This is a genomic window from Hyphomicrobiales bacterium (assembly GCA_016125495.1).
Classification (GTDB): domain Bacteria; phylum Pseudomonadota; class Alphaproteobacteria; order Rhizobiales; family RI-29; genus RI-29.
On the sequence record WGLQ01000028.1, the window covers coordinates 1 to 23797 of the forward strand.

Annotated in this window: 22 protein-coding genes; 2 read left to right on the forward strand and 20 right to left on the reverse strand. The window is 64.6% G+C overall.

Annotated features, from left to right (window positions below):
* A partial coding sequence (locus GC150_16670) for an SUMF1/EgtB/PvdO family nonheme iron enzyme (protein MBI1386542.1) occupies nt 1-1552 on the forward strand: 1552 nt, incomplete at its 5' end.
* A 282-nt stretch (nt 1553-1834) separates the two neighbouring features.
* Here GC150_16670 and bchJ read toward each other — a convergent pair.
* The 13 genes from bchJ to GC150_16735 all read right to left on the reverse strand — a co-directional run bounded on the left by bchJ (nt 1835) and on the right by GC150_16735 (nt 14300).
* On the reverse strand, nt 1835-2437 hold the full coding sequence (bchJ, locus tag GC150_16675) for a bacteriochlorophyll 4-vinyl reductase (protein MBI1386543.1): 603 nt from the start codon (nt 2435-2437) through the stop codon (nt 1835-1837).
* 7 nt (nt 2438-2444) lie between these two features.
* Complete coding sequence (gene bchE / locus GC150_16680) at nt 2445-4109, reverse strand: magnesium-protoporphyrin IX monomethyl ester anaerobic oxidative cyclase (protein MBI1386544.1); 1665 nt, start codon at nt 4107-4109, stop codon at nt 2445-2447.
* Between the two features lie 325 nt (nt 4110-4434).
* On the reverse strand, nt 4435-5382 hold the full coding sequence (locus GC150_16685) for a photosynthetic reaction center subunit M (protein ID MBI1386545.1): 948 nt from the start codon (nt 5380-5382) through the stop codon (nt 4435-4437).
* A 12-nt stretch (nt 5383-5394) separates the two neighbouring features.
* A complete protein-coding gene (locus GC150_16690; protein ID MBI1386546.1) occupies nt 5395-6219 on the reverse strand; it encodes a photosynthetic reaction center subunit L in 825 nt (274 codons plus the stop codon).
* Between the two features lie 102 nt (nt 6220-6321).
* Entirely contained in the window at nt 6322-6522 is a 201-nt protein-coding gene (locus GC150_16695; protein MBI1386547.1) for a light-harvesting protein, read from the reverse strand.
* A 10-nt stretch (nt 6523-6532) separates the two neighbouring features.
* Complete coding sequence (locus GC150_16700; GenBank protein MBI1386548.1) at nt 6533-6760, reverse strand: light-harvesting protein; 228 nt, start codon at nt 6758-6760, stop codon at nt 6533-6535.
* A 117-nt stretch (nt 6761-6877) separates the two neighbouring features.
* Complete coding sequence (locus tag GC150_16705; protein ID MBI1386549.1) at nt 6878-7057, reverse strand: hypothetical protein; 180 nt, start codon at nt 7055-7057, stop codon at nt 6878-6880.
* A 50-nt stretch (nt 7058-7107) separates the two neighbouring features.
* Nucleotides 7108-8610 (reverse strand): chlorophyllide a reductase subunit Z, encoded by a 1503-nt coding sequence (gene bchZ, locus GC150_16710; protein MBI1386550.1) that lies wholly within the window; start codon nt 8608-8610, stop codon nt 7108-7110.
* Nucleotides 8607-10163, reverse strand: a complete 1557-nt coding sequence (bchY, locus tag GC150_16715; GenBank protein MBI1386551.1) for a chlorophyllide a reductase subunit Y — start codon at nt 10161-10163, stop codon at nt 8607-8609. The genes bchZ and bchY overlap by 4 nt, the downstream gene beginning before the upstream one ends.
* Entirely contained in the window at nt 10156-11160 is a 1005-nt protein-coding gene (locus GC150_16720; protein ID MBI1386552.1) for a chlorophyllide a reductase iron protein subunit X, read from the reverse strand. Before GC150_16720 ends, bchY begins: the two co-directional genes overlap by 8 nt.
* Nucleotides 11142-12077, reverse strand: coding sequence for a chlorophyll synthesis pathway protein BchC (gene bchC / locus GC150_16725; GenBank protein ID MBI1386553.1), 936 nt, complete (start codon nt 12075-12077; stop codon nt 11142-11144). Before bchC ends, GC150_16720 begins: the two co-directional genes overlap by 19 nt.
* 105 nt (nt 12078-12182) lie before the next feature.
* The gene (locus GC150_16730) at nt 12183-13361 is read right to left on the reverse strand and encodes a methyltransferase domain-containing protein (GenBank protein ID MBI1386554.1); all 1179 of its coding nucleotides are present in this window, start codon (nt 13359-13361) and stop codon (nt 12183-12185) included.
* Nucleotides 13362-13430: 69 nt separating this feature from the next.
* Nucleotides 13431-14300, reverse strand: coding sequence for a geranylgeranyl pyrophosphate synthase (locus tag GC150_16735; GenBank protein ID MBI1386555.1), 870 nt, complete (start codon nt 14298-14300; stop codon nt 13431-13433).
* 90 nt (nt 14301-14390) lie between these two features.
* Between GC150_16735 and crtI the strand changes: the two genes are divergently transcribed.
* Entirely contained in the window at nt 14391-15914 is a 1524-nt protein-coding gene (gene crtI / locus GC150_16740; GenBank protein MBI1386556.1) for a phytoene desaturase, read from the forward strand.
* A 573-nt stretch (nt 15915-16487) separates the two neighbouring features.
* Here the strand turns inward: crtI and GC150_16745 are convergent.
* The 7 genes from GC150_16745 to dxs form a co-directional block, all read right to left on the reverse strand.
* Nucleotides 16488-16679 carry a hypothetical protein gene (locus GC150_16745; GenBank protein ID MBI1386557.1) on the reverse strand — a complete coding sequence of 64 codons (192 nt, stop codon included), beginning with the start codon at nt 16677-16679 and terminating at the stop codon, nt 16488-16490.
* A gap of 164 nt (nt 16680-16843) precedes the next feature.
* Complete coding sequence (locus tag GC150_16750) at nt 16844-17050, reverse strand: hypothetical protein (GenBank protein MBI1386558.1); 207 nt, start codon at nt 17048-17050, stop codon at nt 16844-16846.
* Nucleotides 17022-17981, reverse strand: a complete 960-nt coding sequence (locus GC150_16755; GenBank protein MBI1386559.1) for an alpha/beta fold hydrolase — start codon at nt 17979-17981, stop codon at nt 17022-17024. Before GC150_16755 ends, GC150_16750 begins: the two co-directional genes overlap by 29 nt.
* Nucleotides 17978-19837: a magnesium chelatase subunit D gene (locus GC150_16760; GenBank protein MBI1386560.1), complete on the reverse strand. Its 1860-nt coding sequence runs from the start codon at nt 19835-19837 to the stop codon at nt 17978-17980. The genes GC150_16755 and GC150_16760 overlap by 4 nt, the downstream gene beginning before the upstream one ends.
* Nucleotides 19834-20991 carry a magnesium chelatase ATPase subunit I gene (gene bchI / locus GC150_16765; protein MBI1386561.1) on the reverse strand — a complete coding sequence of 386 codons (1158 nt, stop codon included), beginning with the start codon at nt 20989-20991 and terminating at the stop codon, nt 19834-19836. The genes GC150_16760 and bchI overlap by 4 nt, the downstream gene beginning before the upstream one ends.
* 23 nt (nt 20992-21014) lie before the next feature.
* Nucleotides 21015-21527: a c-type cytochrome gene (locus GC150_16770; protein MBI1386562.1), complete on the reverse strand. Its 513-nt coding sequence runs from the start codon at nt 21525-21527 to the stop codon at nt 21015-21017.
* Between the two features lie 52 nt (nt 21528-21579).
* A complete protein-coding gene (dxs, locus tag GC150_16775) occupies nt 21580-23499 on the reverse strand; it encodes a 1-deoxy-D-xylulose-5-phosphate synthase (GenBank protein MBI1386563.1) in 1920 nt (639 codons plus the stop codon).
* Nucleotides 23500-23797 lie beyond the last annotated feature (298 nt).

Below are 23797 nucleotides of genomic sequence, written 5' to 3' on the forward strand. Positions count from 1 at the left end.
GCTCTGGATGGGCTATCTCAAACCGCGCTCGCGCGAGGGTGTGGCGCAGTATCCGGTCGTCCTGCCGCCGCTCGAATCCGATAAGTCGCTCGATTATGCGATCCTGAAAGTGCGGGGCACGCCCGGCCGCGAGTGGGGGACCATCGCGCTCGCGCCCGCTGCCATCGGCCGCCGCCAGAGCCTCTTCGTGGTCCATCATCCGGGCGGGTTCGAGAAACACATCACGCTCGGCGGTTGCCGCGCGTCCGACCCGGCCGAGGATGGCGACGATCTCCTCCATCATTGCGACACCATGGGCGGCTCGTCCGGCGCGCCGATCTTCGATGTGGCGAGCCGGCGGGTGGTGGGCCTGCATTATTCCGCCGTGGCCCTCAAAGGCCTCAACGCGGGCAAGCGGATGGCCCGGCTGGTCGCGGCCTCGGCGCGCCTGCGCGATCTCGCCCCCGTCGACGAGGCGCCGCGCCAGAGTGGGCCGGCCGCTCCGGCTCCCCCACCGCAGAGCGAGGAGGCCGTGGCGTGGGGCGCGATTCAGAGCAATGCTACCTGCGGCGTCCTGGACAGCTTCATTGCGCGCTTCGAGGCCGGCGGCAGTGTGTTCGTCGATTTCGCCCGCGCCCGCCAGCGGGAGTTGAAATGCGGGGAGGAGAAGGTTGCCGTCGGCAGCTTCCCCGAGACGCCCGCCCCCGCGCCGAGCCCACCGGCGGGCTGCGCCGGTGTGATGACCGAGGTGGTTGGCAAAGGGCGGGTCTGCCTCGACCCGACCGACGAGGCGCGGCGGGAGTTCCAGGATTGTCGCGGCGGGCTCTGCGGACCCCGAATGGTCGTGGTGCCGGCGGGCAGTTTCCTGATGGGCTCTCCGGAGAGCGAAGAAGGGCGCGAGGACAACGAAGGTCCACAGCGCCGGGTGACGATCGCCAAGCCGTTCGCGGTCGGCAAGTTCGAGGTGACGTTCGCGGAGTGGGACGCGTGCGTCGCGGCCAAGGCTTGCCGGCACAAGCCGGATGATGAGGGCTGGGGCCGTGGCCAGCGACCGGTGATCAACGTCTCGTGGGACCATGTGACCATTGACTACCTTCCCTGGCTGAACAAGACGTTGGGACTCTCGGGTGTGGCCGCCTATCGCCTGCTGAGTGAGGCCGAATGGGAGTATGCAGCCCGCGCCGGCACGGCGACGCCGTTTTCGTTCGGCCGGACGATTTCGACCGATCAGGCGAACTACGATGGGACTTTTTTCTACCAATCCGGCCGCATGGGCCGCTATCGTAAATGGACTGTCGAGGTCGGCAGCTTCCCGTTCAATGCGTTTGGACTCCACGACATGCACGGCAACGTCCGTGAGTGGGTCGCGGATTCATGGCACGAGAATTATTCCGATGCCCCGACCGACGGTGCCGCAAGGATGCTAGATGGTGATACAGGCACTCGCGTGATCCGCGGTGGTTCCTGGAATAACGCTCCGTGGGATCTGCGTGCCGCCAGGCGCTTCAATCTTAAGCCGGACTTCCGGTTCGAGGTTATCGGCTTCCGGGTGGCTCGGTCGTTGTCGCGGTAGTTCTGCCCACCGGCCCGCGCACCACAGCGACAGGCCCCGGAATGGCCACCACGCGCCACACCCACGATCCCCGGATGCTGCGCAGCATGTAATGACGCGCAGCTGATCCGGGGGCGCGGGGAGGGGAAACGAGGAGCAATTCGCGCAAATTTATTTAGCAAGAGCGGTCGAAGGCTGGTGGCGGTGACGCGGGGAGTTCCAATGATTCCGCAGTCAGCCTCAAGAGCGAAACAAGGAAGCCAAGATGCTGCCGCGCGAACGGCTTTCCATGTCGTGTGACGGTCAACCTTGGAGACGAAATTCGAACCGGCAGACGTTGCCACCTCTTGCGATGCAGACGCGATGCTCGATCACCGCTCTCGGTGTCGCGAGCGTGCAGAACAGCGTCTCGAACACACCGACATGCCAAGGACAGCCAGGCGTGGCGAGAGGGTTTCCAACGATCTCCAGCGACAGTGACCGCCCCCGCGTGACGCTCACCGCCCCCGAGCCCGCGAACGTCCATGCGTGCCGCGCAATGATCGTCAGCAGGAGGCGAGCGGACAGTTGACTTGGCAGGAACTCGAGGAGCCTTGCTGCCGAACGAGGAATGCGATGGTCGATCACGTAGCGTGCTGTCAGCCGTCCAGCCTCCGCGAGGACCGCTTCTGCGCTGCCCGCTACGAGGTGGTCCAGGACCGCGCGCAGAAGCCGGGCCGCCTCGACCTCAGGGACCATTTCAGCAGGGCTGTCGACGAGATAGCGTTCGAGGCCCGCCCTGGCGAAAACGGTCTCGACGTCGCCAGGCCCCGCCAAGCGCCGGAGCGCCACGGCGGTCTGGATGATCGCGTTCGGCCCGACCACGTCGATGCCATCCGCCCGCATCTGAGCGACCTTCGCCCGCACGGGCCGACTACTCGGTCAGTTCATTCGTCTGGCGATGGCGGGCGCCGATCAACTGCGTCACCCCAACGGCGCGCGGAATCTCGCGTTCAGCATCGTGCCCCCTCAGATCGACTGCCTCGCACTCCCGACGCGCCCTGGCCTGGGAGGCTCGGTCGGCCGCCGCCTGCCAATCATCCATCTGCGCGACGGCGATCCTGCGCGTCTCGTCGAAATGGAAGTCGACGCTCTTCTTGGATTGCGGTCCCCAATAGTTGTGCTTGCCGAGATCGTAGAACTTTCTTTGGAACCCAGCTTTGAGAAAGGCCTTGAGGCAACCGAGCAGGTAGCGTCTTCGAAAACCGGTGCCGCGCCAAGGATAATGGAAGAGGGCCTTGCGAATATAGAACCGCCGGTAATTCGCCATCACACGATCCAGAAGCGTCGCACGGTCCATGACATCCGGGCGCATGATAGGGGTGACGAAATTGTACTTGGAAAAGTCGAACACCTCCACTTTGTCGCCGAGTTCCTGAAAGAGCGGCGTAAACGGCCATGGCGTATACATTGCCCAGTTCGCCAGATCAGGATCCCAGTCCTTCGCCATCCTGTAGGTCTCTTCGAGTGTTTCGGGCGTTTCGTTCTCGAGCCCGACGATGAACTGAGCCTCCGTGAAGATGTCGGCCTCGCGCAGGAGCTGAATGGCGCGCTTGTTCTGCTCGACTTTGGTTTCCTTGTTGAAGCGGTCAAGTTTGAGCTGGGCGGCCGCCTCGGTTCCGAGCGAAACATGCACGAGCCCCGCCCGCCGGTAGAGCGCAAGATATTTCTCGTCGCGGATGATGTCGGTGACCCGCGTGTTGATCCCCCACTTGACCCTGTCGGGCAGTCCGCGTGCGATCAACTCCTCGCAAAACGCTATGAACTTCTTTCGGTTGATGGTCGGCTCCTCGTCGGCGAGGATGAAGAATCCGACATCGTAAGTCTCAACGAGCGTCTCGATCTCATCGACCACCTTCCTGGGATCGCGGATGCGGTAGTCGCGCCAGAACTTCCACTGTGAGCAGAAGCTGCACGTGAACGGGCAACCGCGGGCCATGTTGGGGATTGCGACGCGAACGCCGAGCGGAACATAAATGTATTTCTGCCACTCGAGCAACGACCAGTCGGGCTCGATCTTGTCGAAATCCTTGACCGTCGGGGCCGCGGGTGTCGCGACGATCTGGCCGTCATCGACGGTGTAGGCAAGCCCCTTGATATCCGCCCTTGCCTCCGGCCAGCGTCCCTCGGCGACGGTGGTGACCAGCTGGGTGAAAATTTCCTCGCCCTCGCCGCGAACGACGACATCGATCCAGGGCGCTTCGGAAAGAACCTGCTTGTACATGAAGGTCGCATGGATGCCCCCGAGTACACGTATTGCACCAGGGCAGACCTGCTTGGCGATCTCGAGCACCCGCTCGGCCTTGTAGATCGATGGCGTGATGGCCGTACATCCGACAATGTCGGGCGAAAGCTCTTCAAGTCGCCGCGCAACCTGTTCGTCGGACAGGTCATTCGTCATCGCGTCGATGAAATGGACGTCGGTGAAGCCCCGCCCACGCAGCGCGCCCGCCAGGTAGGCGACCCACGCGGGTGGCCAATTGCCCGCTATTTCGGCTCCGCCGGAGTGATAATTCGGATGCACGAGAACAACACGCATGTTCGATACTCCTCAGGTTCGAACGAGTGTACTCGCGGGGCGCTGGCGGGGTTTGATCTGGATCAAAATGGGAGAAAAACCGGGGTATTCGTGCGCTCCATTCGACATCCTCTCCTATCGCGCTGCGGCGGATGCCTCGTCGTCCTCGCCACACTTTCCGGTCGATGGCGCTCTGGCCGTCGTTTCATTCCCCAAAAAGCCCATGGGGCGGCTCGATCGAACCGCCCCATGTCGTGAGCATGACGCATCAGACTTGCAGAACCAGACGCAATTGAAGTGCTGCGCGTTTCACCCGATCCAATCCGCTTGCCTGCTGCGATGTGCCTCAATCTGTCGAGCTTGGGAAATCCAGGGGTGCGGGCGCAAAATCGTGCTTGATCGCCCATTCGTACCAGTTGTCGACGACCGTACCGGTCAGCAGGATGCCAATCCCACCGGTCAGTGGACAAAGGACCGCGAACCACCACGCCCAGCGATGTATGGATTCCATGGTCGCGTTGAAGCCCATGGTCCAGCGCCAGAAGAGAGCTGCGCGTTCCGAGGCCGTCCCCCGGTCCGTGATCTGTTCGATTTCACGATCGCCCCCGAAGCGGCTCACGGCGAGGATCGTCGCCCCGTGCATCGCAAAGAGAAGCGCGGAACCATAGAGGAAGGCGATCGAAAGAGCATGGAATGGATTGTAAAACAGATTTCCGTACGTGAGGGAGAAATTGTTCGTCCAATCCAGGTGGCTGAAGATGCCGAAGGGGACCGCCTCGCTCCACTGCCCCATCAGCAACGGGCGGATGAATCCGAGGACCAGGTAGAGCCAGATCGCCGAGGCGAATGCCCAGCAGACATGTGTCCCGAGGCCCAGCTGCACCGCCCGCCGGTACATGCGCAGCCACCACAGGAGGATGGCAGCCGTCAGGAAGAAGCCAGCCATGAGCCACCAGCCACCCTGGTCCAAGGGAGGAAAACGAAGGCCGTATTCCGGAGCCGGAGGGTCGAGGGTCAGCCAAGGCAACTGACCGACGAACTTCATCGGGTTCCAATTCACCGATGCCCACATGTTGAGGCCGATGATCTCGATGGCAATGAAGCCGCAGATCAGTGATGCGACTCCGAGCCACCCGAGATAGATGGGCCCGATCTGAGCGTTCCCGATGCGCCCCAGGAAGTGGACATTGACCGGTGTTCCGTCTCGCTCCCAATCGCCGTGCGGCAGGGCAATTCCCGTTTCCGCAGGTCCGCGAACCTGGACGCGCGTGAAAATGTTCTGATAGGTCGCCATATCATTCACTCCTCAGCGCCAGATCGGGATGTCGCGCCAGTAGTCCCACCAGTTGACCCACGGATCCCTCCAGAGGGGACCGCTGATGATGATGCAGACGGCGCTCCAGAAGCCGGCATTGAGGGCGAGGAACAGGCCTAGCCGGTGTATGCCGAGGGTACCGATCGAGTATCCGATGGTGTCACGAAAGAATGTGTCCTCGTGCTCCGGTGTTTTCACCTCCTCGCCAGCGCCGGGGTTGGTGGCCGACAGGATCAATCCGCCGTGCAAGGCCAGTGCGAGCGTTGTTGTGAAGAAGAACGTGATGGCGATCATGTGAGCTGGATTGTAATGGAAGTTCCCGTACTGGTAGCCGATCGTGGACACCCAATCGAGGTGTGTGAAAATTCCGTAAGGGAAGGCGTGCGCCCAGGCACCCAGCATCACCGGACGGATCACCACGAGCGACACGTAGGCGAAGATGGCAAAGCTGAATGCGATCGGGATGTGATATCCCATGCCCAGCTTGCGGGCGATCTCGACCTGCCGCAGGGCCCATGAGCTGAATGCTCCGATCGCGCAGATCGTGATGAGCTGCCAGAAGCCCCCTTCCTTGAGTGGGGCGAACGACAGTCCATATTCGATGGGCGGTGGAGAAATATTTATCTTCCAGATGTTCCAGGTCGGTCCGATCGCGGCGCTGTACAGGATCAGTCCGATCCCCAGCGTGGCAAAGAAGATCGTCGTCACTCCGAAGAAGCCGACGTAGAATGGCCCAACCCAGAAGTCGAACAGGTCGCCGCCAATCAGCGTTCCTCCCCTCACGCGGTACTTGCGCTCGAAACTCAGCATGGCCATGGCCGTTCGTCCCCGATGATGGTCCTTCGATACTGAACATGGAAGCTTGCGCAACGGGCGGTGGACGGCAGGGCCGGCCGATCCGCCCGTCGCAGCGTGCGTTTAGGCCGAGCGAACCGTGAAGTCCGCCGGCGCCGGCACCACGAAGCTGCCCGCGTCACTCGTCTTGCGAGGTCCCTCCAGCCAGTTGAAGCGGTCCGTGCTCAGCAGGATGAAGTGGATGAGAAGAGCCAGGACGAACAGGAACGTGAACAAGGCCACGAGCGTCCGTCTCGGATCGAACATCAACCAAATGCGCCACATGGTGCTCCTCCTAACCGATGAGGGAGGTCAAGGTGGCCTGAGCCACGTTGACTCCGTCGTTGAGGGCGCTGTAGCCGCCCGGCCCTGGCAGCCAGGGACGCCACATCCAGGCGAGGATGTGTGCTACGACCGCGACCGCCGTGAAGATGAAAAAGCTGCTCATGAACAGGCCGTGGAACTCCTTGGCCTCGTTCTCTGACAGCCCGGTGCTGTACATACTTTTCGATCCTTCGGGCATTCTGAGACTCCTGAATTCAAGAAGGATGGCGCCGCGCCCCCCGCGGCCGGGCTCGTTTCGTCGAAACACCAGCAGTGCGGAGCGAGTCGCGACACCGCTCCACCGGCGTTTCCTCGGTCATCTCGCCATCATGAAGGGCACGATCGCGTGCGCGCGCACACGCGCATCGTGGAGGAGGGTACCGGCGCTCGCGTGGCCGGCTGGGACATGCCTCAGCAGACTGCAAACCCGGGCACACAGGGCCTCGGCGAGACAAATGGGATAGATGAGGGCGAAGTAGATGCGGTACTCACGCATTTCGTGGGCTCGTGCGCGCCTTCGGTCTGTTGCCGGTGCGAATTTTCTCATCATACGAGTACCTCCCCTTTCCGTTTAACTGCCCGCTTCGGGTTCGGTGCTGGTCCGCGCGCAAGCGCTCCACCAACTACCGTCAGCGCTTCAACGTGCTCGTCCCCGACGATTTGCACTCCCGCTCCGCGCGCGAGCCGCTCCGCCCCGTCGCGCAGTCGCTTGGCAGCGGAAATGCGCGCGACCAGCGGATGGCTCTCCACGAGCCGGTCGAGGAGTTCGAGGGCCGTGTCGGACCAGACGAGCTCCCCCTTGTTCCGCGCAGGAGTTGCATCCACCGCATCGAGTGTGGAGGCGAGCGGGAGAATATTAAAGAGCGCGTCGAAGAGGCCGTTGCAAACCTCTTGCAGGAGGTAGCTCGCCCCCGAATATCCCATGAAGGGCGTGCCGATGTGTCGGCGTATGATGGCCCCGGGAAAGGAGGCGGCGATATAGGCAACGCGCAGCCCGGCGTCGGCGGCATACATGCGCTCATTGACACTGCCAAAGAGGATCAATGGCGGCTCTGCGCACAAGGTATCGCGAAGGCTCGCGTTGTCGGTCCTGCGGCCCGGACAGCGCGACACCGCGAACCGGCACGGCAATCCCAAATCTCCCTCGAGGTAGGCCCGCACGCCGCGAGTGTAGGTTTCGTTGGCCACGATGGCGAAGGTTGCCGTGGCGTAGAAGTCCTGCGTCACGGAGCGCCAGAGATCCCACACCGGCTTCAGTGTCGTATGCTTCTCACGTTCGATGAATGGGGCAGCGTCGAGGTCCAGGAGGCCCGCCAGAGACTCGAGGAACGACGTCGTCGAGGAGACGCCGATCGGAGCCTGCAGATAGGGCCGGTCGAGGGCCTCGCAGAGGAGGCGGCCGAATTCGCGGTACATGCATATGTTCACGTCGGCCAATGCGAGCCGCTGGATGTCGGCAAGGTGTGTGCCGAGAGGGAAAACGAGGTTCACCTCCGCGCCGATGCCCTCGACGAGACGTCGGATCTCCGCGAGATCGGAAGGCATGTTGAAGGTGCCGTAGGCGGGTCCGATGATGTTGACCTTCGGCTTTTCACCCGCGACCCGCTCCTTACGCTTCGGTGCGCGCTTGGGCCCGAATTCCGTCCACAGCCACTTGAGAGCGCGATCGGCGCTTTCCCACTGATCCTCGTCGATCGTCCGTGGCAGGAAGCGCTTGATACTGGTGCCTTCCGGAGTGACACCCCCACCGATCATTTCCGCGATCGAACCAGTGACGACGACGGATGGTAATTCGGGGTCGAGCACACCCCAGGCCCGCTTCATCGCGCCTTCGGTACCCTCGCGACCCAACTCCTCCTCTGCAAGCCCCGTCACGACGATCGGCAGTTCGTGCGGTGGCAGCGCGTCGGTATAGTGGAGCACCGAAGTGACAGGCAGGTTCTCGCAACCGACTGGACCATCGATGACGACCTGCAGCCCCTTGACGGCGGTGAACACGTACACCGCGCCCCAATATCCACCCGCCCTGTCGTGATCGAGAACCATCATGTCCCGACGGCCTCCGCATCCTTGCGGGCCTTGGCAAGGCCGCGCGCGAAGCGCGCCTTGAACTCTGGCCTGTCGCGGGGCACGTCCTCCCATATGCCGCTCGCATGGCCGGTTCCGACGCCGGAGAAGAAATTATTCATCCGTTCTGAACGACCAACCGAGCCGAGTGCGCCGGCGATCACCGGCGATAGGGACGCTGCCCCGGCAATTCCGAGCAGGGGGCGGGCCGAAATCAGATTGGTGAAATAGAGGGCGGGTAGCGCCTTTTCCTTGGCCTTCTGAACGACCGGTGTCGTTCCGATGACCAGATCGGGCGAAAATGCCTCCATCGCGGCCAGATCGTCCTCGAGCGAGGCGCGACAGCGAACCTCGACGCCGCGCGCCTCGAGCCATTCGCGGTCGGCGGCCGAGTAGGGTGTACGAGGGCACGCTGTTGCGACATAGCGGACGTCGGCGCCGCATTCAACGAGCAGGCGGCCGACGAGGAACTCGGAGCCCTCGTAGCCCGACAGGGTGATACGGGCATTTATCCGGGATTTGTCGAGCGCCGCGCGGATCAACGGCAGGGCGCGTGCCTTGGCCTCGTCGAGACGCCTCGATGTTATGTTGCAGACCGCCGCGATATTCTCCAGCCATGCCGCGGTTCCCTCCACGCCGATCGGCGCCGAGCCGACGATCGGTCGTCCGGCAGACTGGAACTCGCGGATCGAGGCGGTATAGAATGGATGCACCGCCGCGACCGCGGCACAGTCGAGGGCGGAATAGAGTTCGCGCCACTCGCGGGTTGGGACCGACGGGCCGACGGCAAGTCCCATCGGCTCGATGATGCGGCCGAGACCGACGGGGTCGGCGGGAAAAATTTCGCCGAGCAGTGTGATCGTCGGGACGTCGCTGGGTCCGCCACGCGGAGCCGCGACGGGGCCATCCTCGGCTTCGCGGCGAGCATAGGCCAACATCGCACCCGCCAGGACGTCCTTGGCTTCGGCATGGGTCGGGACTCCGAAACCCGGCACGTCGATGCCGATGATCCGCACGCCGTTGATCGCCTTCGGCAACAACTTCAGGGGCACACCCGAGGCGGTCGGAACGCAGAGATTGGTGACGACGATGGCATCGTACTGGGTCGGGTCGGCGAGTTCGTGAACCGCGTCGCGGATATCCTCGAACAGCTTTCCGGTGACGAGGGATTCGGAATTGAAGGGAACGTAACCCACGCTCCGGCGCGCGCCGTAGAAGTGCGACGTGAATGTCAATCCGTAGACACAGCAGGCCGAGCCGGAGAGGATCGTCGCTGTGCGCCTCATGCGCAATCCGACCCGCAGGGAGCCGAAAGCCGGGCACATGCTCTGCGGCTTGTCGTGCGGCCCCTTGGGATAGTCATTCTCGTAGCGCCGCAGCAGTTCCTCGTTGCCGCTCGCGATGGTCTCACCGGCTTGCCGCTCGCCGCTTGCATGGCAACCGCCGGTTGCCCGAGGTCTCACCTCCCCGCGGACATCGCCCGGGGAGCAAGAGGACGCCTGCGTAACCGGCAATGACTTGCTTTCGTCAGACATTGTCGTAGACCACTTCGAGCGACTTCTTCTGATTGCTGGAAGCCGAGCACATGTCCTCGATCGTGGCCGGTACCAAGTGCTGCCCCGTACCGACATCCTCCGCTGAAAAGAGCCCGAGCAATTGGTCCTGGGTGAGCGGCTTGGGTTGGCGCGGCGGCGCTTCGGCGACCTCGCGAGCAAGGTCCTGGAACAGCGGCCCCCATTGGTCACCGGGCCGGCCGATGATCTGGTAGTTGGCCGATTTCTGACGGATGTCGTCGTTGGCCGGAATGGCAGCAAGGACGGGAATTCCCACGGCTTGCGCAAAGGCCGCTGCCTCACCGGTGCCATCGTCCTTGTTGATGACCATGCCCGCGACACCGACGTTCCCACCCAGTTTGCGGAAATATTCCACCGCGGAGCAGACGTTGTTGGCGACGTAGAGGGACTGAAGATCGTTGGACGCGACGACGATCACCTTCTGGCACATGTCCCGTGCGATCGGCAGGCCGAACCCGCCGCAGACCACGTCACCCAGGAAATCGAGTAGCACGTAGTCGAAATCCCACTCGTGGAAACCGAGCTTTTCGAGAAGCTCGAACCCATGGATGATGCCGCGACCACCGCAACCGCGACCGACTTCCGGTCCCCCCAACTCCATGGCGAAGACGCCGTCTCTCTTGAAGCAGACGTCGCCGATGGCGACATCCTCGCCTGCCAGCTTTTTCTGCGTCGAGGTCGCAATGATCGTCGGGCAGGAGCGCCCGCCGAACAGAAGCGACGTGGTGTCGGACTTGGGATCGCAGCCGATGAGAAGCGTCTTCTTGCCGATCTGAGCCATCATGTAGCTGAGATTGGCGAGCGTGAAGCTCTTGCCGATGCCGCCCTTGCCATAGATTGCGATGATCTGCGTCTGGCGGCGCGCCGCGGCGGCCTCGAGGCCGGTGGCGTCGCCATCTTCGTCCCGAGGAACATAATCCACGCGCTCGTCGAGAGATGTCAATGCAGCGTCCTCCAATCGAGTACCATCTTGAGGCACGAAGGGTCTTCGAAGGCCGTGCAATAGGCCTGCGGAGCTTGGCTGGCGGGCAAGCGGTGCGTAATGAGCCCGTCCAGGGAGAGGCGACCATCGGCGGTCAGCCTTGCAACCGCCGCCAGGTCGTCTGGTTTCCATTCCGCCGAAATCCGCAGCCGCGCCTCCTTCATGAAGGCGGGGGCGAATGACATGCGGATGTCACCGGGATAGAAACCCGCGAGCGTGATCTCACCAGCGGGGGCCAGTCGTGCGATGAGCTCGTCGACGATGGCCGGATCGCCGGAGACGTCACACACGTTGCGATAGTCGCGGCGCTCGTCTTCGTCCGGCGCGCAGACGCGGTAGCCGATCGCTCCCGCGCATCGTTCCGCGTTGTTCTCCCAGACCGTCGGGGCGACTCCGCCGAGCGCCAGGACCATGCGGGCGATCAGGCGGCCGAGAACACCATGCCCCACGATCAACTCGGGAAGAGCAGCGCCTTTCACCGCGCGAAGGGCTGTCGCCGCAAGGGCCAGCAGCACGCCCTGTTCCGGATCATCGATGGCAAGCGGCAGAACACGGTGCGACGGCACCACCAAGCGGCTGGCGGCACCGCCGAAAAGGCCCCGCACATCGCGAAAGCAGCTCGAGCCCGGAACGAAGACACGGGCGCCGACACCGAGCAGCCCCAGATGATCGGGGCGCACGATACGGCCCACGGTTTCGTAGCCCGGAACAAGAGGATAGCCCATTCCGGGAAACGCCGGCATCTGACCCGACCAGAGCAGGCGCTCCGTACCGGCGCTTATGCTGGTGTGCTCCACCTCGACCTCGACGTCGGTCGGACCGGGTTCGATGATCCCGACGCCGCGAAGCACGAGGCGGTGAGGTTCTTCGACAACGATGGCGGTAGTGGTCATGGCGACCCCGTGGTCCTCGACATCGGGACATCGAGTGTCAGGTTAGTTTGACAATTTTAAATGTCAATTCTGATTGTCTTTCGTGTGGACGTATTTTGCCCGGCCTCAGCGTTTCGCGCCAAGCACCACTCGCGCGAGGATGGGGCGGCGCGTAGCCACCTCGCGGACGCTCGAAAAGCCTGCCGCGTTCGCCAGCTCCGTTATCCTGGCGACAGTGCGTGGTCGGCCGCGCCCCATGGCCAGGAGATAGAAGCCGAAGTAGGCGTCCTCGGTCGGGCTGGCGCCTCGGTCCGGCGACATCTGCTCCGCGATGACGATCGTGCCACCCGGCGCGAGGGCATGGTGGACCGTACGCAGGATCGCGAGTGCCGTCTCGTCATCGTGATCGAGCAGAACACGAATGAGGGTCGCCACGTCCGCCCCTTCGGGAAGCGGTCCGGATCGGAAATCCCCACGGTGGACCACGACCCTATCCAAGAGACCGGCGTGCGACAGCGCCTCCCCGGCACGGGTTGCGACCGCAGGGAGATCGAACAACTCCAATTGCAGTTGCGGAAGTCGCTCGGCCAGCAGCGCGACGAAGGCTCCCTCGCCGCCACCGATGTCGAGCAATCGCGTGTGCGTGCGGAATGTATAGGAAGAGAGAATTTCTTCGGCAACCAGCGGGAGCGACGCCGCCATCAGCCGCCCGTAGGGCGCGACCGAATGGGCGTCCAGCATGGCGGGCTCGTCATTCCCGCTATAGCCCCAAAATCGTCGAAGATTCGTCGGGCGCGGTCCATCCCGAAGCAGCGAGACGGGGTCGCGCAGGTCTTCATAGAGCATAGGATGGTGGGCAATCATCTCCCTGACGCCGACCGAGCCGAGAAGGGCCGCCCCGAGTTCGCCCAGGGTGTAGCGGTCACCGGCCAGTCGCGCAACGAGGCCGAGGGATGCGGCGGCCGACAGCAGGCGCTCAGCCGCCTCGTCCGACAAATCCATCCGTTCGGCGAGATCGCGACGCTCGCGCGGCGCGTCGGCGAGCGACTCGAGAACCTCGAGCTGGACGCAGGCCTGGAGCACCTGCGCATAGACGAACCCGGCGCACAGATCGAAAAGCTGGCGGGCGCGACGGTTGGCGACGCCGCGGGTGAGTGGAAATCTCGAAGCCCAGCTCTGGAAACGCGGATCGGCGAGGCGACGGTTGCGAAATGCAAGGAAGCGTTCGCGCCAGGTGCCCAGTGATCCGCTCCTCGATCGCTCCCCCGTGAGCGCCACTCGATCCTCGTTTGCTGGACCGTCCATTCAACTGTGTCCCCGCGGGACCCGTTCGGGCGCGTGACCACGCACCGCCGGGGTCAATGCACCACCGTCTCAGGCTACGGCGTGGCTCATTCGTTCGGAACCTTCAACGGCCAGGGCGCGCGCGACATACTGTTCCATACGACTGCGCGCGTCGTGGTCAGGAATGCCAGACAACCCGTCGAAGACGAGATCGAGCATGCGATGCTGGCACGCATCGCGTCCGAATCGATGCACCGCATTCGGGCGACTGCATGCGCTGTCCTGGCCCCTCGGCTTGCCCATGAGCGCCGGATCGCCGAACTCGTCCATGTGATCGTCGGCGATCTGATATGCCTCCCCGATGCGGACCCCGAGCCTTCGCCAGGGGGCAGGATCGGCCCCGGCCGCCAGGGCGCCGGCCTCGCAGGCGACGGCGAAGAGCCCGCCCGTCTTTTGCCTGTGGTACGTGGCGATATCGACGCTCGCCTCGCACTCCCAGCCTTGTCCCGCGACAATGCCTCCAGGCATGCCGGCACCGGCACAAAAGATCGTCAGAAGCCGCGCGAGCCGCGACGGGTCGACCTCCGCAACGCGGGACAATTCCTCGAAGGCAGCGACGATCAGGGCGTCCCCGGCGAGTAGTGCCAGAGGTTCGCCGAAAGCAGCGTGCACCGATGGCTTTCCCCGCCGCATCGCAGCGTCGTCGAAAATCGGCAGGTCGTCGTGCACCAGGGAAGCGCAATGCAGCAACTCGACAGCAGCAGCGCAAATGACCGCTATGCGCAGGTCGCGGTCGCCACAGGCCTTGGCCGCGCATAGCGTGAGCTTCGGGCGCACCCGCGCTCCGCCCGGGAAAACGGCATACGCGACAGCCTCGCCGAGACGGGCTGGCGCACCGGGACCGCGAGAGCGCTCCACGGCCGCGGCCAATCGGCGTTCGACACGTCCTGCGTCCAACATGTTCGTCACCTCGAGTGTTCCGTTATCTTGACACTATAGACTGTCAATGCTTTCGTCCACAGCGTTGGTGACGGTCAACCTCGCTGGTTCATGGGGATCGGGACAGTGCTCGACCGCTGCAGGATCGTCGTCGTCGTGGGTGCCGGAATGGCGGGCCTGTCGGCGGCAATCGATCTCGCCCGTCGCGGTCATCGCGTTGCGTTGTTCGAACGGCACAGGGAGGCCGGAGGAAAACTGCGGGAAGTCCTTCATTCCGGCATGGCAATCGACTCCGGACCGACGGTGCTCACGCTTCGCGCTCATCTCGATGCGCTCTTCGAGGACGCCGGTGCCTCGATTGACGACTTCCTGGCGCTTCGTCCCCTCGAGACCCTTGCCCGGCATGCCTGGAGCGAGACCGAGCGGCTCGACCTCTTTTTTGACAAGGCGAGGACCGAGGAGGCCATCGGACAGTTCGCGGGCGCTCTGGCGGCCCGCGAATATCGGGCATTCGCGCTCGAGGCTCGTGGAATTTACGAGGCGCTCGAGTCGCGCTTCATTGCGAGCGAACGCCCCTCGGTGTTCGGCCTCGTGCGGCGGTTCGGAGTCAAGGGCCTGCCCTCCCTGATGCGCATCCGCCCCTATGCCACACTATGGTCCGCGCTAGCGCGAAATTTCTCCGATGTGCGGTTGCGCCAACTGTTCGCGCGCTATGCGACGTATTGCGGCTCCTCTCCGTTCCAGGCGCCGGCGACGTTGATGCTCATTGCGCATGTCGAAGGGGAAGGTGTCTGGACGGTTGTGGGGGGCATGAAGCGAATCGTCGAGGCGCTCGTCTCGCTGGCCCGCTCCCTGGGTGTCGACGTCCAGTGCAACCGCGAAGTCACGCAGATTCGGGTCTCTGACGGTCGCGTGAAAGGGGTCGAAATCAGTGATGGCGAGGTGATCGAGGCGGATGCGGTGATCGCCAACGTCGATGTCGGGGCGCTCGCTTGCGGCCTGCTCGGACCGGAGGCTCGACGGGCCGTGCCGCCCGTCGAGCGCGGGATGCGCTCACTTTCAGCACTCACCTGGTCCCTATCGGGCCAGGTCGAGGGATTTCCCCTGGTCCGCCACAACGTCTTTTTCAGCCGCGACTACGCTGCCGAGTTCGCTGAACTGAGGGCTGGCGGTCGGGTAGCGCGCGAGCCGACGGTTTACGTCTGCGCTCAGGATCGGGGCGACGATCCGGATAATGGACTCCCTGCGCGCGAGAGACTGTTCTGCCTCGTCAACGCGCCGCCGGACGGTGACCGCCTGGACTATGGAAACGAGGAAATCGAGCAATGCTGGAAAAGCGCACGATCCAGGCTGGAGAGCTGCGGACTGTCGATCAAGGAGTCGGAGCATCCCGCGGTGGTGACGACGCCAACGGATTTTGCGCGGATGTTCCCCGGCACCGGGGGCGCCCTCTATGGCCAGGCAACGCACGGGTCGATGGGAGCATTCCGCCGGCCGGGCAGCCGGTCGAGGATTTCCGGGCTGTACCTGGCAGGGGGCAGCGTGCACCCGGGGCCCGGCCTGCCGATGGCATTGCTCTCCGGTCGCCTGGCGGCATCGAGCCTCACCTCGGACTGGGCTTCGACCGGGCGGTAGTGCCCGGCGGATATGCCTGGTGGTATGTCGATGCACAGAGCGACGACGGACGATACGGGCTCGCCGTCATCGCCTTCGTCGGCAGCGTTTTTTCCCCCTACTATGCCTGGTCCGGGCGGCGTGATCCCCTCAACCATTGTGCACTCAATGTCGCGCTCTACGGCCGGGGAGTTGGTCGTTGGGCGATGACCGAACGGGGCAGGCGAGCCGTGATGCGCGAGCGCGACCACTTTTCGGTCGGGCCGAGCGCGCTCAGCTGGTCGGACGACGCGCTAGAGATCGAGGTCGACGAGGTTTGCGCCCCTTGGCCACGACGAATTCGTGGCCGAATTCGGGTCCTTCCGGAGGCGATCATCTCACAGTCGATCGACCTCGATCGCGAGGCCCGGCATGCATGGTGGCCCATCGCACCGCGTGCCCGCGTCGAGGTTGCACTCGATGGACCCGAAATCAACTGGTCCGGTCGAGGCTACCTCGACATGAACAGCGGCGAGGTGCCACTCGAGGAGAGTTTTCGCCGCTGGGATTGGTCGCGCGCGCACCTGCGCCAGGGGGCCGCCCTGCTCTACGACGTCACCGAGAAAGATGGGCAATCGCAGGCCTACGCGATACGGGTCGATTCACAGGGCCGTCTGGAACCGCTCGAGGTCGGGGGACGGCAGTCGCTGCGGGGGACCTTCTGGAGGATATTGCGAACCAGCAGGGCGAGCCCTGGGCAGCAGGTGGAGATCGCCGCGACGCTCGAGGATACGCCCTTCTATGCACGCTCGCTCATTGCCACGCACCTTGCCGGCGAACGCGTCGTGGCGATGCACGAGAGCCTGGCGCTCGGTCGGTTCGCGACCACCATCGTCAAGCTGATGCTGCCATTTCGAATGCCACGCGCGCTGTGGTAGTGCCCGGTCGTTCGTTCGTGCGGATGGCGAAGCTCAAGAGCGGTCGCCATTCTTCTCCGTCTCCGGAGTTTTGCCGTCCTCGGCCTCCGGCCCACGGTTGCGTTCGAGATCACGGCGCATCTTGACGACTTCGCGGGCGCTGAAGCCCAGGACCAGGCCGGCGACCACAAGCAATTCGATCAGCCCGAGATAGCCCGGCTCCATCGCGCCCTCATGGATCAGATCGTGGCGGTTGCTCACCGCATCTCGACCACATCTCCTCGATGAGGCGGACGGCGCCAGCCGGGTCCTCCTCGTGGGCGAGATGGCCGAGGCCGCGCAGCAAGATGACCTCCCCATAGGGGAGGCGATCTGCGACATCGAAGGCGACGTCCGAGGGTACGGCGAGGTCACCGGTTGCTGCAACGAGGAAGGTACGGATCTCGAGGCGCGGCAGATCGCGCTCGAGGCTGCGAAGGTCCCATGCCGCCATCATTCCGATCGCGGCGCGAACGTGCCGAGGGCTACGAAAAAGTCGCGCGTATGTTTGAAGGCCGCCGTGATCGATCCGCGAGCCCATACGGTGCACGAGGCGCTCGATGCGATGCAAAGAACGGGCTTGCGCGTTGACGAGGCGAATGGCCAACGGATTGGTGAACAACGCCCGGGCCAGCGGTGGATAGAGATGCCCCGCGATGCCCTGGAACGGCAGCAGTGCTCCGTTCAGGCTGACGATGGCGGTTGGCGCCAATCCCTGGTCGAGGCACATTCGCATCGCTATCGCCGCTCCCGCCGAATGGCCGACGATGAGGTCGGGTTCGACGCCGAGCGCATGCACGAGCCGCACAACCGCGGCTGCCATGCCCGCCAGCGTCACGCCCACCGGACCGGGATAGGAAGAAAACGCGTGACCGGGCAGGTCGGGGGCGACGACGGTGAAATGGTGTGCGAGCGGGGAGAGCATGTCGCGCCAGGTGTGAGTCGAACCCGCGGTGCCATGCAGCAACAGCAGCACGGGGCCGCTGCCCGCCACCTGGACGTGGAGGCGCTGGCCCGCGACGTCGACAATCCGGCTCGCGGCGTGGTTCGGCCAGCCGGCGCCATCTCGCTCCCATTCGAGGTCGCAACCCGACACGGTTTTCCGTCTCCCTTGCGATCCGGTTGCCGCGATCGCAATATGCTGTCTCGTCATTGCGCGCGCTCGACGTCCCGATGGGTGGCGCGCACAGCTTCGCAGACCCGCGTCGCCTCGGCGTGGGGCAGTGCGAGATAGGTCGCATCCAATGCAGCGGCGAGTTCACGGGCATTGGGCCCGGCACGCGACGCGCTGTCGATGACGATCGCGGCGGCGGAGCGATTGGCAAGCTCGCGCGCAGCCGAGAGGGCATCCTCGAAAGCCGCTGTTCGATCGATCCGCCCATCCCGCGAAACGTTCGCGCGCCCGTCGGTCAGGAGGACGATGATCGGGGTCTGCTGATGACGGACGGCTGTCACGCAGAGACCGCGAGCAACATCGAGTGCGCCGGCGAGTGGTGTCGGCCCACCACCTGCGAGCCCGCCGAGGAGACGCCGAACGCGCGTGAGGGAACGGGTAGGCGGGACGACGAGTTGCGCGCCCCGGCCGCTACACACGACGAGTGCTACCTGGTCACGCCGGCTGTAGGCGTCAGCGAGCATGAGTTCGACCGCACCCTTGGCCTCGGCGAGCCGTTGCAGAGCCATGGAGCCCGATGCATCGACGACGAAGACTGCGAGTGATTGCGCACGTTCGGTGAAACGCTTGATCCGGAAGTCGCTCGGCAAAACGATGAGCCGATCGAGCGAAGGTGCGTCCTTGTTGGCGCTTGCCGGATCGAACCGACGCAGCCCGAGCGCACTGCGACGAAAATTCGACCAAGGTGCAGCGGCAAACAGTGTGGCCATGACATCGAGCGGGGCATGGCCGCTTGGCCGGCCACGTCGCGCTGCAAGCGGACGGCCACGACGGTTCGAACGGCGCGCGGCACCCGACCGACCTCCTGTCGATGATCGCACCGCTGTTCCGGTCAGTGCGAGTTGCGAAAGAAGTTGGCGTGGGATCGCGGCCACGGCCGCCTCGAGCACGATTTCTTCCATTTCGGGAGACGTGGGCGCGCGCAATTCGTCGAGGTCCTCCTGTCCGCCGTCGTCGGGCAAAGCTGCGGCATCCAGTTCTCGGGGCGAAGGCACGGGCTCCTCGGCATCGCTCGACGACCGTTGCGCGTCGTCGTCATCGTCCATGTCCGGAAGCCGCGTTGCACGCGGCGCGAGCACCAGGCCGGCAGCGATGGCCAGGTCGTCCTCCTTGATCGAAGTGCGACCGTCGAGGGCTGCCGCTGCCCGCGCCGCGTTGAGCGCCAAAATGATCGCCCTCACGCCACCAACGCCGAGTCTGTTTCCCGTGCGTGCCAGGGCCGCGACGTCGGCGCGGCCGGCTGTCACAGCGGGCAGCAGTCGGCGGGCCTGCGCGATCGCAGAGCGGGTCCAGAGACTTTGCGTCAAGTCCCCGAAGGAGACATGATCGAGATCGACGGCAAATGCCGAGCACTCCTCCAGTGCGGTCGGTGGGCGACCGTCGGCGGGGTTGCCCTCGTCGAAGAGGATATAACCGACCTCCACCTCGACTGGCGCGCCATCCGCATGATCCGCCGCACCGATCACGAATCCGTACTCGGCGACCCGGGCGAGCTGCGCTGCGATGCCAGCCGGCATCGCCTCGGCCCCGGTGAGGACGATCAGGCCGCCGTCGGCACGCTCGACGATGCCGCGTGTTTGGTGACGCCTGCCGGTCGTCAGAGTTTCTGCGAGGTCGAGGCCACCGAACCAGGCTTCGTCAGGGGCCTGGGCGCCGACACGCAGGACCGGCCCAGGCAGAAGCGTGCGAACGAGATCGAGCCAATGTTCGCGCACCGGGCCATGGCCAGCGAAAATCCGAATTCCCTTGAGCCCCTTGGGGTCGACCGCCAGGAGAGCTGCCGCTGTCGCAGCCGCGTTCCAGGCTCGCTCGGCCTCCCTGGTGGGGCGGGTCATGCCTCGAGAACCTCGCGGATGGCGCGCTCGATCCGCACGATGGATCCAGCCTCGTCGAGTGGGGCGCGGCGAAGCCGGTGGCCGAGTGCCGAACGCGCCAGTCGGGCGATGTCGGAGCGTTCGACCTCATGGCGCCCCTCGAATGCGGCCAGGGCGCGCGCAGCCCGCATCAGGGTCAATTCGCCCCGCAGGCCGTCCGTTCCGAGCGCGATGCAGAGAGCGGCAAGGCGCTTCATCAACTCGTGCGGAATGCCAACACCGCCAAGTTGCCGTCGTGCCGAAATCAGCCTTTCGCGCAGGGCATCGTCCTCACCCGCCCAGGCGGACGCGAACCCCACCGGGTCGCGTTCGAACGCGTCGCGCCGCATCACGATCTCGATCCGCTGGTCGATGTCGGCGGGCGTGGTGATGTCGACAGCGAGGCCGAACCGATCGAGTAGCTGGGGGCGCAGCTCACCTTCCTCGGGATTGCCGCTGCCGACCAGCACGAACCGGGCCGGGTGGCGGACACTGATCCCTTCGCGCTCGACGATATTTTCACCCGAGGCCGCGACGTCGAGCAGGAGGTCGACCAGATGATCCTCGAGCAGGTTTATCTCGTCGATGTAGAGGAACCCGCGGTTCGCCTTGGCGAGGAGACCGGGTTCGAACACGCGCTCTCCCCTCGAGAGGGCCCGTTCGAGGTCGATGCCACCGGAAATCCGATCCTCGCTTGCTCCGAGGGGGAGGTCGACAACGGGGACCAGCCTCCTCAGGCGCGGTGGCTCGGCCTGCTCGAATGCTTTTGCGCAGTTCGTACAAAAGTCCTCCGGCACCGCCGGATCGCAGCCGAACGGGCAACCGGCGACGGTCTCGATCGGTGGTAGAAGTTCGGCAAGCGCACGAACCGCCGTGGACTTGCCCGTGCCCCGATCGCCGAAGACGAGCACGCCGCCAAGTCTCGGGTCGATGCTCGCCAGCAGCAGCGCAAGCTTCATGTCGTCCTGGCCGACGATGGCGGAAAACGGGTAGGCCCGCTGCCTGCGCTCCAGGGCGAATTGGCTCGTGGCAGCCTGCAGGGCAGGCGGATCAGCGGGGCGCGCAGACCGGGCTGCGGCGTCGCCTCTTTCACGTTCAGCAACTTCGACGACGATCGTGCGCGCAGGGGCCGCCATTTCGCTCTCCCATGTCGTACAGGCTATTGCGTCGAGCCTTGCGCGGCTGGCGCGGCTCCGCCGGTGCCGCTCGCCCCGCTCGAGCTCGCTTCGCCCTCAGCCTCTGGTTTCCATTCCGGCGAGTGAGTGAGCAGGAAGGCGATGACGTCCTCGATCTCATCGGCTTTTGTCAGTTTGAATGCCATCTTCGTTCGACCGCCGGCAGCCACCCCCTTCTCGACGAGGAAGTCGGAGAGGAATTTCTGTGGATCGGGCAGGTAGGCGGCGATGTTTTCCGGAGTCCAGACGAGGCCGCTCGTACCGGCCGTGGCATTGGTCGGGGAGTACTTGTACCCTTCCGCGGTGCCGGCCGTGCGCCCGACCACGCCGGTCAGTGAAGGACCGACCCGGTTCTTGGCATCGGGACCGATCATGTGACAGGCCATGCACTTCTTGAAGACCACTTGGCCGCGTGCCGCATCCCCCTCGGCCAGAGCCTGGCTCGCCGAGAGCGAGACGAAGAGCAAAGTCGCGCCCATGCCAATTCCAATGCGCATTTTCCACTTCCTTTCGTTTTCCATGATTGGATGCCCATCGGCGGCCGGCGACTCATTCCGCAGCCGCAACCAGCTCGGCGAGTTCCGAGCGATGCGCCGGCCGATCGAGCGCCAAGAGCACTCTGGCGACGATGGCGCTGGCGCCGAGGCGAGCGCTCGCGAGCTGACCGTCACGGCTGTCGTGGTGAATGAAAGCGTCCGGCAGATGCATCGACTTCACCCTGCCGGACGCCCCTTCGAGACCGAGACGCTCGAGACCCAAGCACACCTGGCTGAAGAAGCCGCCGACCGCGCCCTCCTCGAGCATGAGCAGGCAGCGATGGGTGGCGAGCAGCCGGCGCACGAGTTCATCATCGAGTGGCTTTGCAAAGCGCGCATCGGCTACGGTCACGCTGATACCGACTTTGGCCAAGGCTTCGGCAGCCTGGAGCGCCTCGCCCAGCAGGGCCCCGTAGCTCAGGATCGCCAGGTCGCAGCCCTCCCTCGAGACCCGTCCCCGGCCGATCTCGAGCGGTTCACCGCGTGCGGGCAAGGGGACGCCGAGGCCCTCACCCCGCGGGTATCTCACCGCCGAGGGGCGGTCGTCGATCACCGCGGCGGTCGCGACCATGTGCATGAGGTCGGCCTCGTCGCCAGCGGCCATCAGCACGAAACCGGGCAGACAGCCCAGGTAGGTCACATCGTAGGAACCGTGGTGCGTGACCCCATCGGGGCCGACCAGTCCGGCCCGATCGATCGCGAAGCGGACCGGAAGCCGCTGGATGGCGACGTCGTGGACGACCTGGTCGTAGCCCCGCTGCAGAAACGTGGAGTAAATCGCCGCGAACGGCTTCATGCCGGCCGCGGCCAATCCAGCGCAGAACGTCACACCGTGCTGCTCGGCGATGCCCACGTCGAAGGTGCGATCCGGGAAGGCCTTCGCGAACCGGTCGAGGCCAGTTCCGGACGGCATGGCCGCGGTGACGGCGACGATCGAGTGGTGGCGCTCGGCTTCGGCAACGAGGGCGGAGGCGAAAACCGAGGTGTAGGCTGGGGCAACGCTCACCGGTTTATTCTGTACACCGGTTGCGACATCGAAGCGCGATACGCCGTGGCCTCGGTCCGCGGCGTTTGCGGCGGGTGCGTAGCCGTGGCCCTTTTCCGTCAAGACATGGATCAACAAGGGACCGGGGCCGTGGGCGCGGGCAGCCTTGAGGACGGCGATCATCTCGTCGATGTCGTGACCATCATAGGGACCGAAATAGGGGACACCGAGAGCGTCGAAGAGGGTCGGCTCGGCGGAAAATGACGAAAGCCCGACGGACGAGAGAGCCGCATGGCGTGTCACACGATCCGGCATTCGTGCCCGCAAGCGGCGAAGGTGCGATGCCAATGCCCCCGATGGCTCGGCAATCGACATGTCGTTGTCATTGAGGACGACGATGAGGCGACGACCCTCGGCGCCGAGATTGTTCAATGCCTCGAACGCCATACCCCCCGTCATGGCTCCGTCCCCGACGACGCTGACAACCTCGCCCGAGCCGCCCGCGAGGTCGCGCGCGGTCGCAAAGCCCAGTCCCGCGGAAATCGCCGTCGAGCTGTGCGCGGCACCGAAGGGATCATATTGGCTTTCTGCGCGACAGGTGAAGCCGGAAGGGCCGCCGAGGAGCCTCAGCCGTTCCATTTCCCCCCGGCGACCGGTCAGGAGCTTATGAGGGTAGCACTGGTGACTGACGTCCCAGAGCAACTTGTCGCGGGGCGTATCGAAGACGTAGTGAAGAGCGACCGTCAGTTCCACGACACCGAGGCCGGACCCGAGATGGCCTCCCGTACGTGAGACGACGGCGATGAGGTCCCTGCGCAATTCGTCACAGACCCGCCGCAACGAGGTCACCGGCAAGCGACGCAGGTCCGATGGGGTCGAAATATCGGCAAGGTGGCCGGAGGCTCCCGTTCGATCTTCGAACCGCTGCGGTTCTTGCGTTGCTGTCATCGAACTGGTCATCACATCGTGTCCGAACTGGGTACGCCCGTCGGCGCTGGAGGGGACTGTCGCCGCCCGTCGCATGCGCGGTTTGCCAGTCTAGTTGTAAATTTTGTCGAACGTCAATTTAGATTGACATTTCTGGGGCGGATATGTGCCGGCCCGCGCCGGCCGGCGTGCCTGCCGCTCAGGCCGCGCGGCGGGCCAGCGCGCACTGCGACCAGAGGCTGTTGAGCGCCTCGACCAGCTTCTCGATGTCCGCGTCCGTGTGCACGGGCGAGGGCGTGATGCGCAGCCGTTCGGTTCC